This window comes from Paenibacillus sp. BT-177, assembly GCF_025846815.2.
GTDB lineage: Bacteria > Bacillota > Bacilli > Paenibacillales > Paenibacillaceae > Paenibacillus > Paenibacillus polymyxa_C.
Window position 1 is genome coordinate 1 of sequence record NZ_JAOYTP010000015.1, and the last position, 14,170, is coordinate 14,170.

At 45.0% G+C, this 14,170-nt stretch carries 10 protein-coding genes and 1 rRNA gene; 9 read left to right on the forward strand and 2 right to left on the reverse strand.

Going from position 1 to position 14,170, the window contains the following annotated elements:
* The 3 genes from rrf to OIU26_RS24260 all read left to right on the forward strand — a co-directional run.
* A 5S ribosomal RNA gene (rrf, locus tag OIU26_RS24250) occupies nt 1-108 on the forward strand; the annotation flags it as partial.
* A gap of 381 nt (nt 109-489) precedes the next feature.
* Nucleotides 490-1,341 carry an alpha/beta fold hydrolase gene (locus OIU26_RS24255; RefSeq protein ID WP_264218279.1) on the forward strand — a complete coding sequence of 284 codons (852 nt, stop codon included), beginning with the start codon at nt 490-492 and terminating at the stop codon, nt 1,339-1,341.
* 257 nt (nt 1,342-1,598) lie between these two features.
* Nucleotides 1,599-2,321, forward strand: a complete 723-nt coding sequence (locus OIU26_RS24260) for a YjjG family noncanonical pyrimidine nucleotidase (RefSeq protein WP_264218280.1) — start codon at nt 1,599-1,601, stop codon at nt 2,319-2,321.
* Between the two features lie 182 nt (nt 2,322-2,503).
* On the opposite strand, the gene OIU26_RS24265 is transcribed toward OIU26_RS24260, so the two are convergent.
* Nucleotides 2,504-4,777 carry an alpha-galactosidase gene (locus OIU26_RS24265; protein WP_264218281.1) on the reverse strand — a complete coding sequence of 758 codons (2,274 nt, stop codon included), beginning with the start codon at nt 4,775-4,777 and terminating at the stop codon, nt 2,504-2,506.
* A 70-nt stretch (nt 4,778-4,847) separates the two neighbouring features.
* Complete coding sequence (locus OIU26_RS24270) at nt 4,848-5,846, reverse strand: LacI family DNA-binding transcriptional regulator (RefSeq protein WP_090739222.1); 999 nt, start codon at nt 5,844-5,846, stop codon at nt 4,848-4,850.
* Nucleotides 5,847-6,021: 175 nt separating this feature from the next.
* Here OIU26_RS24270 and OIU26_RS24275 point away from each other — a divergent pair, with 175 nt between their 5' ends.
* The 6 genes from OIU26_RS24275 to OIU26_RS24300 all read left to right on the forward strand — a co-directional run bounded on the left by OIU26_RS24275 (nt 6,022) and on the right by OIU26_RS24300 (nt 14,048).
* Entirely contained in the window at nt 6,022-7,830 is a 1,809-nt protein-coding gene (locus tag OIU26_RS24275) for a sensor histidine kinase (RefSeq protein WP_025678396.1), read from the forward strand.
* A complete protein-coding gene (locus tag OIU26_RS24280) occupies nt 7,823-8,929 on the forward strand; it encodes a response regulator transcription factor (protein ID WP_025678391.1) in 1,107 nt (368 codons plus the stop codon). The genes OIU26_RS24275 and OIU26_RS24280 overlap by 8 nt, the downstream gene beginning before the upstream one ends.
* A 195-nt stretch (nt 8,930-9,124) precedes the next feature.
* The gene (locus tag OIU26_RS24285; protein WP_025678389.1) at nt 9,125-10,426 is read left to right on the forward strand and encodes an ABC transporter substrate-binding protein; all 1,302 of its coding nucleotides are present in this window, start codon (nt 9,125-9,127) and stop codon (nt 10,424-10,426) included.
* A gap of 76 nt (nt 10,427-10,502) precedes the next feature.
* On the forward strand, nt 10,503-11,381 hold the full coding sequence (locus tag OIU26_RS24290) for a carbohydrate ABC transporter permease (RefSeq protein ID WP_025678388.1): 879 nt from the start codon (nt 10,503-10,505) through the stop codon (nt 11,379-11,381).
* 28 nt (nt 11,382-11,409) lie between these two features.
* On the forward strand, nt 11,410-12,252 hold the full coding sequence (locus OIU26_RS24295) for a carbohydrate ABC transporter permease (RefSeq protein WP_013371135.1): 843 nt from the start codon (nt 11,410-11,412) through the stop codon (nt 12,250-12,252).
* A 194-nt stretch (nt 12,253-12,446) separates the two neighbouring features.
* A complete protein-coding gene (locus OIU26_RS24300) occupies nt 12,447-14,048 on the forward strand; it encodes an alpha-amylase family glycosyl hydrolase (protein WP_264218282.1) in 1,602 nt (533 codons plus the stop codon).
* Nucleotides 14,049-14,170: the final 122 nt, after the last annotated feature.

Here is a 14,170-nt window from a genome sequence, read left to right on the forward strand (position 1 = left end):
GATAGCGGAGGGGTTCCACACGTACCCATCCCGAACACGACCGTTAAGCCCTCCAGCGCCGATGGTACTTGGACCGCAGGGTCCTGGGAGAGTAGGACGTTGCCAAGCACAAAAAAAGAGCACAGCCTTAATGGCTGTGTTCTTTTTGTATATCCGATTCATTTATCATTCATATGAAAGGCTCATGGCATGCCCTTAGTTAAAAGCACTACAATATTCTGGTTGTTCCTTGTATAGTGCTGCTGCTGGAGGACACTTAAGGCTTGAAGTTTACGGTAATCTCCTTTTGCCACTTTGTATCTCCGACTTGTACGGCAAGATTAGAAGATCCAAATTCGGTTTTGTTTTAGAAAAAATCATGTTAAACTTTTCTCATAAAATAAACAGACTTTCAGAGGTGAGTTGTAGTGCTGGAACGATCTATGGAGAATACAAGGGATTTAAACAACGGAAAGGGAGTGATTTAAAGAAGAAAAGGAGACGATGAAGATGAGCACTTATCAAACAGTTATTAGTGATGGATTTGAGCTGAAATATACTATAAGAGGTAACGGAAAGCCGATATTGGTGATCGGCAGTAGTGTATATTATCCTCGCTTATTTTCAGACCATTTATATAAAAAGTTTCAGTTTATTTTCTTAGATCATAGAGGGTTTGCAAAACCGACTCGTGCTTTAAAACCAGAAGACTATACTTTGGATAAAGTCATTAATGATATAGAAACAGCAAGACAATGCCTCTATATAGATACATTTATTATATTAGGACATTCCGGGCATGCTTTTATGGCTTTGGAATATGCTAAACAATTCCCAGGCTATGTTGAAAAAGTGGTGCTATTAAATTCAGCACCTACGAACAGCCAAGAAAGACAGCGGCAAAGCTTTTCATTCTTTTATGAAACGGCCAGTCCAGAAAGAAAGGACCGTTTTGAAAAGGAAATTGCTTTATTAGAGAATGATATCAAAAGAGAGCCCGATAGAAGATTTGTTCACATGTGTATACGTATGGGAGCCCAAAGCTTTTATGATTATACCTATGATGCAGCTTATATGTGGAATGATGTACACACGAACATGCCTATCATAGATTATTTATGGGGAGAAGCCTTCGGAAAGATGAATTTGATACAGTCTTTGGAGGATGTCGATAAGCCCGTGTTTATTGGTCTTGGGAGATCTGATTACTTAGTCGCGCCTGTTTCATTATGGGATCGGGTCGATGATAGCTATACGAACGTAAAAAAGGTGGTTTTTGAACATAGTGGGCATAATCCGATGTTTGAAGAACCTCATTATTTTGATCAAACATTAACCGAATGGATTAATGAAAATCACTAGGATTTTAAAACGGTCGATTCCTATTATAAGGAGTCGACTTTTTTGATATTTGGAGCACAATAGCAAGGATCAGCAAGTTTAATTCAATTATGGCGTGTTCCATGACTTGACGAATCAATGAGGTTCTGTATAATTACCGGGAGATCATACTGTATTGATAGTCTATTTCCGTTTTTCTATATCCTATTTGGGACAAGTCTATAGTTCATGGAACTTAACCATATAGCAAAGTTATGACATGGAGGTTGGGGGTCGTTATGAAATACGAAATTATTTTATTTGATGTTGACGATACGCTGTTTGATTTTAAAATGGCAGAGAGTCATGCGCTACATAATACGTTTGCCCAATTTGGATTGCCGCAAGGGGCCACTGAGTATAAATCTAGCTATGATGAGATCAACAGCTCGTTGTGGCGAGAGGCAGAGGAAGGACTTATTACCTCGGCACAGCTGCGGGTGGAAAGATTTAAACGATTGTTTACTGTTCATAAGCTAGACTTCAATCCAGACGACTTTAGTGCTGCTTATTTACGTTATTTGGGTGAAGGAGCTTTTTTGATGGACGGAGCTGTTGAATTATGTGACGTACTATCTGAGTGTCGATTGGCGATCATTACGAATGGAATAAAAGAGGTCCAAACCTCCAGAATTCAGCTTTCCCCGTTGCGTCATGTGTTTGAGCAGATAATTATTTCAGAAGAAGTGGGTTACCAAAAGCCGCAGGCCGAAATTTTTGATTACGCATTTACCAAGCTAGCTATTTCAGATAAAAGTAAGGTCCTTATGGTGGGCGATTCTTTAACCTCTGATATTCAAGGAGGGAATAAGTACGGAATTGATACCTGCTGGTTCAACCCTGCGAGAAAAACAAATACATCCGGCATTCAACCCACTTATGAAATAGCAAGTTTGATGGAACTACCGAGTAGTGTACTTTCATTGCCTCCCGTACTGAACCATACATCTTTAGAATACTAGATAATAAGAAATTGAAGTCAGACTCTAGCAGGTTAAAATTGCATAGTATGATATGGAAAAGGAAAATCAAGGACTGTTATGAACTGAGATGTCTGAATAAAGAGAAACGGATTCGTTGTAGAACGAATCCGTTTTTCCTTTTATTTCCTATTGCGATATTGAAGCAAATCCCTTCATTTTGATTAGCAGGAGATCGCTTTAAGGCGGAAGGTAGAACTGGCAAAATCCCCAGTAAGATCCGAGACAACAAGCCCAATTTTCATTAAGCGGTCACCTCCAAAAATTTCGCCGTCAAACGCTACACGGAAAGGGGAAACGCCATCTTCAGCCGAGGTATTAATAGGATCTGAAGTATTGCCGGTCGCACCGGTTTCGATTATATACTTTTTGGCTGGGTCAAGTCCTTTTAGAGTTAGTCGCCGGATAGGTCCATTTGGCTCAGCCAGCACACGGAAGTAAGCGACAAAAGCTTCGGACTGGTCCTCGCTAACAAACATCCAGGCAGTATCGCCTCGGCCTTCAAACGGACTAAGAAGTCGATACATATCTCCCTGCTGTACAAGGGAACGGATTTCTTTATACTGGGCAATTTGTCTGGCAGCGAGCTCTTTTTCTTCATTTGTAAATGCAGTAAGGTCAAGTTCGTAGCCAAAATTCCCGCTCATTGCCACGTCGCCACGTATGGCGAGGGAAGTGTTTCGTCCCACCTGGTGGTTCGGCACGTTCGATACGTGGGCCCCCATAGTACTGGTCGGATACACGATGCTGGTGCCGTACTGGATCGCCAATCTTTCAATAGCATCAGTGTCATCACTGGTCCATGTCTGCGGCATATAGTAGAGCATCCCTGGATCGAATCGTCCGCCTCCGCCGGAACAGCTTTCAAACAAGATATCCGGGAACCGTGAGGTCAGGCGTTCCAGCAGATCATATAGTCCGAGCATATAACGGTGCGCAGTTTCCTTTTGACGTTCGCTAGTAGCGGTAGCCGAAGCGATCTCCGTCATATTACGATTCATGTCCCACTTGACATAAGTAATTGGAGCGATCGAGAATACTGAGCTAAGCGTCTCGTACAAGTAATCGCATACTTCTTTGCGGGAGAGATCAAGCACCAATTGGGATCGACCTTCCGTCCGCCGCCGACCTTCTGCATGCAGGCACCAGTCGGGATGGGTGCGGTACAGTTCACTATCAGGTGATACCATTTCCGGCTCAACCCATAAGCCAAACTGTAATCCTTGTTCATTAACTCGTTTGGCCAAGTCGGTAAGACCACCAGGTAGCTTGCGGCGGTCTTCGAACCAGTCTCCAAGCGAACTGTTATCGTTGTCACGATTGCCAAACCAACCGTCATCAAGGACAAATAGCTCAATTCCAAGAGGTCCCGCTTCTTTGGCAATCGCCTCAATTTTATCGGCGTCGAAGTCAAAATATGTGGCTTCCCAATTGTTCACGAGAATCGGGCGTTCCTTGTCGCGATAAGTTCCCCGGCACAGACGTGTGCGGTAGAGTCGGTGATAGGTGCGCGACATGCCCCCAAGACCTTCTTCGGAAAAGACCAGCACGGCTTCAGGGGTCTGGAATAACTGACCCGGTTCAAGCCGCCAGGAGAAGTCAAAAGGATTGATTCCGATACTTACACGAGTCTGATTAAATTGCTCTACTTCCGCCTGTGCGACGAAGTTGCTGCTGTAAATTAGACTGAAGCCGTACACATCCCCACGATCTTCAGTTGCATCAGGACGAAGCAGTGCCAGAAAAGGATTCATTTGGTGACTGCTGGAGCCCCGTCGGCTTTCCAAGCGAATGGCGCCGGGCCCAAGATCGCGGCGCTGGATATGTCTCTCCCGAACCCAGGCACCAGATAAATAGAGAGCTTGGTAATTGGAATCGGCGAAGTCGACAGAGGCGCTCATCGCATGCTCAATATTCATGACAGCGCTTCCCTTATGTTCAAAAAGAGTAGACCTAGCAATTGCGCTGTGGTTCGCAAACACAGTATAAAGCAGTGTAGTCTTAAGGCCTGAATGTTGATCCTCGAGGAACAACAAGAGAGTTGTTGCTTCATCATCCGATTCGGTATAAACGGAAGGAAGTCCTTCGAGCTTGGGTTTACCCGGTTCAATACGGTAACCACTATATTTTAGCTCCGTAGTCCGAGTTCCATCCGCAAGCGTAACTTGATAAGCCGGCTGACGGAAGTCGCTTGTTCCATACTGTGGATATTCCTGTGGAAGCGTATCCAAAGAAAGCGTACGACTGGAAGAATCGGGAGTGGGGGAGAAGGAACAGCGCTCTCTAAGCTCCAATATACTTGCAAGACTTTGGTCATGATGAAGTTGAGCTCCCCAATAGACATGTGCAGGATATCCTTCTGCAAGTTGGATAATATAGCTGCAATCCTTGGACTGCAGGTGAAACAAACCAAGCGCCTCGTTAACATGAATGTTCATGATATTCACTCCTTAGGGGTTATCATCTCGATTGTTTTACGTAAGGATACTTATCAATGACAAATGACTCTTAAGAATTGATTTTACTGTTTAAGCATGAGCTTTCCCGTATGACAAGCTTAGTCCCGATCACGTTGTACGCAGGTGGTTCACGTCCCTCAAACCGTTCAGAGAGCAGCTGCACAGCAGCCTTTCCCATCTGTTCGGGATAGGCACGCACTGTAGTTAGCGGAGGCTGAACGAAGGCCGCCATCTCAATGTCGTCAAAGCCGACAACAGCCATATCTTCTGGTACCTTGACTCCATGTCCATGAAGGGCGCGGAGAGCACCGATGGCGAGCGGATCACTTGCAGCGAAGCAGGCTGTTGGTCGTTCCTGCTCGGCTAGGAGCTCATTCATCATGAGATATCCATCCGCTGTACTCCAGGCACCTACCCGGACGAATTGAGGATTGTACAATCCTCGTTCCCGCATGAATCGTTCAAAATAATGCGCCCTTCGCTCTCCATCGCTCTTGCCGCCGATAAATCCGATTTGTCGGTGGCCAAGGTCGAGCAGATGTCCGAGTGCCTGATCAACCGCTTGCCGGAAATGGAGTCGTACGGAATCGTATTCCAGCTGCTCATGGTACTGGTCAACAAGGACAATGGTGTTCTTGTCCGGATACAGCTTGGACACCTCTTCAGGATCAACGCCTCCTACGACAATCAGACCGTCCGCCTTCTGCAAGGTGCCCAGAGATGAGCGGCCTCTCAGCGTCTGCCCCAATGTCAGGCCAAGCTCTTCACAGCGCAGTTCGATTCCACGGCGGATTGAGGCGTAATACGGATCGTCCCTTTCCTCCTCAATGGAACACCACAGCAGGAGGGCGACCGTTTTCCCGGCACGTTCCGTATTCCGCTTTAACTGCCTCAGCCGGGAAGGCTTATACCCAAGCTGTTCAGCAATTAAAAAAACTCTGTTTTTGGTGTCTGGACTCACGGACAGTGACAGATCGTTATTTAAAACCCTTGAAACGGTTGCGGCAGACACACCCGCTTCGCGGGCAATGTCTTTAATGGTTGCCAAAGAGCTCACACCTTTTTAGTTAATAATTTTACTAAAAATCGACTTTATCCTAACATATCCTTTTGCCACTTTCAAGATGGAGCGTTGAATTTTTTTAACATTATTTTAGTTCTACTACTGTTCAGATTAGTTGTGTTAACATGATGAATATTCTTTGATGACGGAGGGGGTTTATTTGAATATTCTGTCCCTAGCTCGTAAGTGGTTTGGTCGCCTTCGCTTTAAAAGCAAGGTTATAGCGGTATTTCTCCCGCTAATCATTATTTCTCTGCTCATTCTTGGACTTGTGTCCAATCAACTTTTCAGCCGTTCATTGATAGAGCAAACTACCAGCAACGTAGTGGACGAATCGCAGCTTATCCTGTCCCGGACCGACTACATATTCAGTAGTGTGGAAACAGCGGCCAATATTATGGTCACGAATATTAACCGCATGTATGATTCATACGGCGCTAGACCTGATACTGCTATGGATCGTGTTCAATTTGGAAACCTGATGCAAAGCCGCCTATCTATTGACTTGTCTATCTTTCGCGAGGTGGATGCGGCGGTATTTATTGATACTGAAGGAACAATTTTCGCTTCTTATACCGAAAGTGGGGATGATAGCAAAGTCGATAGCATGCTCAAACGGGTAAGGGAATCTGAAAGTTATGGACAGGCACTTTGGTTTGATATGGAGAAAAGAGATTTCCTAACACCAGATCCAAACTCTCCGGTTTTGACGCTGGGAAAGATGGTCATTAATATAGACACCGGCGACCCCTATGGAACGCTTTTTCTTTTGGTAAAGGAAGAAGGTTTGTCTGATTATTTTCGTTCCAGCGATCCCGATACGAACAAATCTTATTATTTTTTAGATAACGAGATGCGTGTGGCTGTGGCAGAAGACAATGGGATGCTGATGAAGCCAGTGAGTTCACAGTTGGCGGAGGCCATCCAAGGTTGTGGATCTAATGTGTCCCCAAAAACATGCTCATTTGAGGACGGCGGCAATCTCGTAACGGTCAATGATTATAACCGAATGGGTTGGAAGCTAGTCAATATTGTTTCTCTTAGCCTGCTTACAGCTGATGTCCGGCAAAATGTAAGGCTTTCACTCTTAATCGGCGTATTCTGTCTTGCTTTTTCCTGGCTCGGTGCTAGCTTTCTGTCCAAAATGGTCGTTAGCCCGCTCGAACAACTGACTAGAGCCATGCGAAAAGTAGTAACCGGCGATTTACAATCGGTTGCGACAGTCCGAACAGAAGATGAAATCGGTACCATTGCTGAAGCTTTTAACTTTATGATAAGACGGATTAGGGAGTTACTGGATGAAGTTAGGCAGGAACAAAACCGCAAGCGTGAATATGAACTTGCACTGATGTCCGCTCAAATAAAACCGCATTTTCTGTACAACACTTTAGATACCATTTATGCACTGAATGAGTTGGATCGTAATGATGAGGCTAGAGATACTACGAAGGCGCTGGCAGATTTTTATCGAATGGTGCTGAATAAGGGACGGGAACTCATTATTTTAGAGAAGGAAGCTCAGATTACGGATGATTACCTGACAATTCTGCAAATCCGTTATCCCGATGTGTTCCGCTATGAAGTGGATATCCCTTCAGAGCTTGCGGGTACACCGATTCCGAAACTCTCGCTCCAACCACTTGTCGAGAATTCGATTTACCATGGTCTTAAAAAGAAAGGAACCAAAGGTTTTATCCGTATTTTCGCTTTTAAACAGAACGATAGGGTGATCGTCCGGGTAGAGGACAACGGTGTGGGAATGAACGAAGTTCAAGTTCAGAACATTATGTCCAGACATTTACCGAAAGAAGGAATACGATCAATCGGTACCTACAGTGTTCAGCAACGGCTGAGCCTGTATTTTGGCGAGGAGTACGGGATATCCGTGCAGAGTGTTCTCGGAGAGGGAACCATTGTTGACCTGTCGCTACCAACGCTGCCAAAGGGGAGTGAACACCAAGATGTATAAAGTGATGATTGTTGATGATGAGCCGCTGTTCCGAGACTTTCTGCGAATTAAGATAGACTGGGAAAGTCACGGCTTTCGAGTTTGCTGCGAAGCAAGGAACGGGCGGGAAGCGCTTCAGGAAGCCGAGCGGCATCAGCCGCATCTTGCCCTCGTTGATATCAATATGCCATTTATTGACGGAATTGAATTAGCCCAGAGATTGAAAGTCAAGTTCGAACGAATCGTAATTGTATTCATATCCGGGCATAACGAGTTTGAGTATCTACAGAAGGCCGTTCGAACTGGAGTGCAGGATTATTTGCTGAAACCGTTCAATGCCGAAGAAATGCTTTCAATGTTGGAGCGTATTAAGCCGAAATTACCAGTGCTTCCACAGGAGAGCGAAAGCGCAGAGTTAAGGGGACAGGGCGGCGAAGCGTTGCATAGCAGAGCAGGTATGCCTGATTTGGGCCATCTACGCGATGCGGTTGTGCTTGACCTCCGAATGAAAGACAGTGAAACGCTAGAGGAGGTCCGCAAGGCAATCCGTCAGCTTAGTAAATATAACTGGGGAGACGAATATGCAGATGCGATGCTTATGGGAATCGTATCTTTAGCCCTTTCCTTTGCCAGTGAACGAGGCATTCCTTATGACCAGCTATGGGAAAACGGAGGAGACAATTCTCCTTACGAACGGCTGCGGGAGTTAGATTCCTGGGAGGCTGCTGAAGGTTGGATGCTCACCCTATACCGCAAGCTGATCCAACTGATGGAGAATATGCGTCCGACGAAGGCTTCCAATTTATTTGCGGCGGCGATCAACTATATTGAGGAACATTATGCAGACTCAGAGCTGTCTGCTGAGCAGGTTTCGTGCGGAGTATTCGTCGATCCCAGCTACCTGCGCCGCGTATTTCGCAAGGAGTCTGGCTTTTCCATAGTGGATCATATTACACACATCCGAATGAAGAAGGCTAAGGAGCTTTTGCTGAAAGGAAATCGGAAGCTGTCAGAAATCGCCGAAAGTGTAGGATACAGTGACCCTAATTATTTCAGCAAATGTTTCAAGAAACGCTTTGGTATGACACCCACAGAATATGAACAACTCAAAAAGAGGTAGCATCTGCCTTGTGAGGCAGAACACATCGATTTAAGCCTGGCGGTTTTCCTATATGGAGGACCGCTGCTCTATTTGTCCCGTTTTTTACTGATAATACCCGTTTTATTCCTTAAAGAAGAAAAGAGGCAGCGGTATACTGTAGTCAAGCAAATGAAAGCGTAATCATCAAAGACTCTTCATGAGGGGGAAAAACAAATGAAAAAAAATCTCAGAATTTGGAGTGCAGCCTTGCTAGTGCTCACCATGTCCGTCGGATTGGTCGCTTGTGGTGAAGACAACTCAGCCTCTTCCAATAACGGATCAGGGGACGGAACGATTAAATTGAAGGTGTATGCGCAGCATTTCGATGACGATACCATAAAGCCGTTCGATTATGCGGTGGAAGAGCTCAAGAAGAAGATGCCAGACGTAGAAATTGAACTAGATCCTGCCGTGCAGGACGGGGGACAGAAGCTTAAAACTTATGCAGCAACGGGCAACATGCCAGATATCTATTTAGCGGATTGGCCTGTCCTGCAAACTTTTGCAAAATCGAAAAATGTCGAGGTGCTGGACAACTATGACACAACTGCCGAATTCAAAAAGAATCTTAACCCAGGTGTGGAATCGCGTTTGGTAGCTCCTGATAATCATGTGTATGCTTATCCCGAGACTGGTATTGAATTCCAAATGATCTATTACAACAAGTCAATTTTTGAGAAGGTAGGAATCAAGACACCACTTAAGACGATTGACCAGATGGCCGATGCAGCTAAGAAGTTGAAAGCTGCTGGTTATGTACCGATGTCAATCTTTGCTAAAGAAAAATGGATTACGACCGCTTTTTATAATGGGCTGGTTACAAGAGAGCAACCACGTGGATTCGGAGCACTTGAGGAGAAGGGTGTAAAAGCATTGCCAGAAGCATTCGTAACAGCGGCACAGCAGATGAAGCAACTGCAAAGAGCCGGATTGTTCGATGCCAACGCCACGAACACCAATTATGATCAGGCATCGTCCCTATTTTATCAGGGCAAAGCTGCCATGTTCGTAAATGGACAATGGGAAATCTACAGCTCCCAGGAAAAGCTGGGCGATCAAGTCGACTGGATGTACTGGCCTGCAAAGGATGAAGCAACCTACGAGAATTCCAAATATTTTATTGACGGCTCAGGTTCTCCACAAGGTTACGCAGTATCAGCGAATAGCAAAAATAAGGAAACAGCCGTAAAGGTAGCGGCATTCCTTGCCTCAAAATCAGCAGAGTACAGATACTCCCAGCTTGGAAGTCCAATTGTTCCAGTGAAAGTTGATAAACCAATGGCCTCCAATGTTCCAGCAATGATGCAGCGAGTTGTTAAAGAGTTGTTACCAAATGCGCAGGAATATGCTCAACTTCTGAGTAATACAAAAATTCAGAACACGATTAATGACAATACTCAGAATATGATGGTAGACAACTTTTCAGAAAACGATTTTGTAAGCAATCTGAATAACACATTGAATAAAGAAAACTGAGAATTCAGGGAATGGCAACCCTTGGCGCATAAGGCGCTGGGGGGGCTGTTTCAAAGATAAGGGGTGGAAGCAAGACATGAATAAATATTTGGGGAACAAATCAGCGCTCGCACTGTTTCTCCTCCCTGCTTTGATACTGTATAGCGTGATACTGATATATCCCGTTCTGCAAACCGTTCTTCGCAGCTTTTATGATTGGGATGGCCTGAGTACGTTGACTTTTTCAGGATTGAATAATTACCGGGAGTTGTTCTCTGATCCTCTACTTGCTACTTCGCTTAAGAACGGATTGATCTTTGCAATTGTACTGGCAGTCTTTCAAATCGGACTGGGAACGATATTGGCACTAATCTGTGCGGACCCACGTACACGCGGGCGGAAAATACTGAAAACCGCTTATTTTATCCCAGTTGTCCTATCGGTAACCGTGGTATGCCAGCTGTGGATTGCAATTTATGATCCAACCAACGGATTAATCAACCGACTGTTTGATCTCTTGAACATTCCGTATCAGCAAAATTGGTTGAGCTCCCCAACAACATCCATTATTGCCATCGCCTTTGTTAATGCTTGGCAGTTTATGGGATACCAATTCTCGTTGTTATATGCGGGAGTTAAGTCAATACCCGAAGACTACTTTGAGGCTGCCACGATTGACGGTTGCAGCAAATGGAAAGCGCATCTGCATGTTACGCTTCCTTTAATGAGAGAAACGTACAAATTTTGCTTCATTATCGCGATAACCTCTGGAATAGGGGCGTTTGTGCAGATGCTGATTATGACAAATGGTGGGCCCGGTACTACAAACTATACACTGACATTCATGATTTATCGCTATGCTTTTATGGAGAGCAACTATGGTTATGCGTGTGCTGTATCCGTGCTACTTGTATTAATCTCGCTCTTGGCAACTGTAGTTATCAATAAGCTGTTCGACCGCGGACAAACCGCCTGATAAGGCGTGTATTGAAAAGGAGAACGAAATGAGTAAAACCGCTTTGAGCAAGTTCAGACATGCTGCCCTGCAGATACCACTGTGGTTGTATCTAATTGTTTCGGTCTACCCGTTGTTTTGGATGGTATCCTATTCGTTAAAGAACAACGATGAGATCTTCGTCTCTAACCCATTTGGACTGCCAACGCATTTTCGATACGAAAATTACATCAATGCCTGGACACAATTTAATATTCCCCGTTACTTTCTAAACAGTCTGGTCGTATCAACGATTTCGACTCTATTTATCCTTTTACTGGCTCTGATGTTTGCCTTTGCAGTGGCTCGTATGAGGTGGAGATTTCGTTCTACCGTTCGGACTTATATGACCATAGGAATGTTTATGCCACTTCAGGTTATCATGATACCGCTGGCGATTCTGGTTCGCGATTTTAATCTAACGAATACGTATGGAGCTCTTATTCTTCCTTATATCGCAATTGGCCTTCCTTTCTCGTCCATGATTTTCTATGGGTTCCTTACGGGAATCCCTAAGGAGATTGAAGAGGCTGCATGCATGGATGGAGCTAATATTTATAGACTGTTCCTGAAAATCATTGTACCCCTTGCATTACCTGCAATTGCGACTGTAGCCATTTTTCAGTTTTTGAACAACTGGAATGAATTCACTTTGGCCTATATTCTCATTTCTGATGAAAATATGAAGACATTGCCGCTAGGCTTGCTTTTCTTCCAAGGCTCTTATAGTACAGATTGGGGAGCGATGGGTGCTGTTATGACTATTGCCTCCTTACCGATGGTACTCGTCTATCTGTTCTTGAGTGAACAAGTAGAGCGGGCGATGACGGTAGGTTCCGCTGTAAAAGGATAAAAATAGACTTTCAAGCAAACTGCCTGGGTTAAGGATCACCAACAGATCCTCTAACCCAGGCTGTTTGTTCGATAACGACATCAAACAATAAAATCGATATTTTCCACTATAATAGATAATAATATCCCCTTTTTTTGGGTGGTTTTTCTTTATAATGAAGGCGCACCCATAACAATTAAAGGAGCTGATATGTTTTGACTCGTAACCAACGCTTAAGAAAATGGTCCACGATCCTGTTAACGGTGCCTATGCTCACGATGTTCACCTCAGGTGCAATGGCCGAGCAGGATATGAACGGGCATAAGCCTCCGAATTCTGCTGGAAGCGGCGTGTTTTACGAAATTTATATTAATTCTTTTTATGATTCGAATGGGGACGGACATGGTGATTTAAAGGGTATTACACAGAAGCTAGATTACTTAAACGATGGCAATCCCCGTTCGGGCAAGGATTTGCAGGTCAGCGGTCTCTGGCTCATGCCACTGAATCCGTCTCCAAGCTACCATAAATATGATGTAACTGATTACTATCAGGTGGACCCGCAGTACGGGAATCTGAATGATTTCCGCACCTTGACGAAAGAAGCGAAAAGAAAGGGTGTCAAGGTGATCATCGACCTTGTTATCAATCATTCGAGCAGCGAGCACCCTTGGTTCAAGGAGGCCAGCGCCAACCCGCAAAGCAAATACCATGACTATTACGTATGGGCAGATGAGAATACAAATCTGGATGAGAAGGGATCATGGGGCCAGCAGGTATGGCATAAAAATCCGAATGGCGAAGGATATTTCTACGGTACCTTCTGGTCGGGGATGCCGGATCTGAACTTTGACAATCCCGAAGTCCGCAAGGAAATGATCAAAGTCGGCAAGTATTGGCTACAGCAGGGTGCAGACGGATTCCGGCTTGATGCGGCGATGCATATTTTTAAAGGGCAAACGAAGGATGGCGCAGATAAAAACATTGCGTGGTGGAATGAGTTCCGTTCCGAGATGGAAAAGATAAATCCAAATGTATATCTGGCAGGAGAAGTATGGGATAAACCGGAGACAATAGCTCCTTATTACGAATCGCTCCACTCTCTGTTTAATTTTGATCTGGGCGGAACGATTTTGAACTCCGTGAAAAACGGCCAGGATCAGGGTATCGCAACATTCGCAGAGAAAACGCTGAAGCTGTACAAATCATACAATAAGGTGGCACTCGATGCTCCGTTCCTAAGCAATCATGACCAGACCCGTGTTATGAGCGAGCTGGGCGGGGATGTGCAAAAAGCCAAACTGGCTGCATCCATTCTTTTGACGCTGCCGGGTCAGCCATTTCTCTATTACGGGGAGGAGATCGGCATGAAGGGAGAGAAGCCCGATGAGTTTCTTCGGGAGCCTATGCGCTGGTACAAGGGAGAAGGTCTCGGTCAAACGAAGTGGGAGGAGCCCAAATACAACAAAGGCGAAGTATCGGTGGAAGCGCAGTTGCGGGACAATGATTCCCTGCTGGCAAGCTACCGTACGCTTATCCACCTGAGGGAAGAACATGAGGCTCTTCGCAGCGACAATCTAGAACCGTTCCAAGCAGGTTCTGCCAACGTGGCAGCATACAAACGTTCCTCAGGCAAAGAAACATTGTATGTATATCATAACCTGTCAGGAGAGTCGGTTACCCTCCAGATGAAAGATCGGGATAAGCAGAAGAGGAAAGTAGTCTTCTCCAGCTCAAAGGATTTGAAAGTAAAGAAAGATACGGTGAAGATTCCCGCCTACAGCTCTTTGATTACCAAAGAAGATAGAAAGAGCTGAGCTACGCAAACTTACAGCCACAATAAGGATGGACATTTATTGGTAAACCCATGTGGGGGTGTGAAAAACACCCCTCGTAAGGAGGAAGCAACATTCAAAAAACGAATTACTGATTCATGATT

Bases quoted from the DNA above. Each gene is read 5' to 3' on its own strand.
- OIU26_RS24265 (WP_264218281.1), bottom strand. From the start codon at position 4,777: ATGAACATTCATGTTAACGAGGCGCTTGGTTTGTTTCACCTGCAGTCC.
- OIU26_RS24285 (WP_025678389.1), top strand. From the start codon at position 9,125: ATGAAAAAAAATCTCAGAATTTGGAGTGCAGCCTTGCTAGTGCTCACC.
- OIU26_RS24260 (WP_264218280.1), top strand. From the start codon at position 1,599: ATGAAATACGAAATTATTTTATTTGATGTTGACGATACGCTGTTTGAT.
- OIU26_RS24295 (WP_013371135.1), top strand. From the start codon at position 11,410: ATGAGTAAAACCGCTTTGAGCAAGTTCAGACATGCTGCCCTGCAGATA.
- OIU26_RS24280 (WP_025678391.1), top strand. From the start codon at position 7,823: ATGTATAAAGTGATGATTGTTGATGATGAGCCGCTGTTCCGAGACTTT.
- OIU26_RS24255 (WP_264218279.1), top strand. From the start codon at position 490: ATGAGCACTTATCAAACAGTTATTAGTGATGGATTTGAGCTGAAATAT.
- OIU26_RS24290 (WP_025678388.1), top strand. From the start codon at position 10,503: ATGAATAAATATTTGGGGAACAAATCAGCGCTCGCACTGTTTCTCCTC.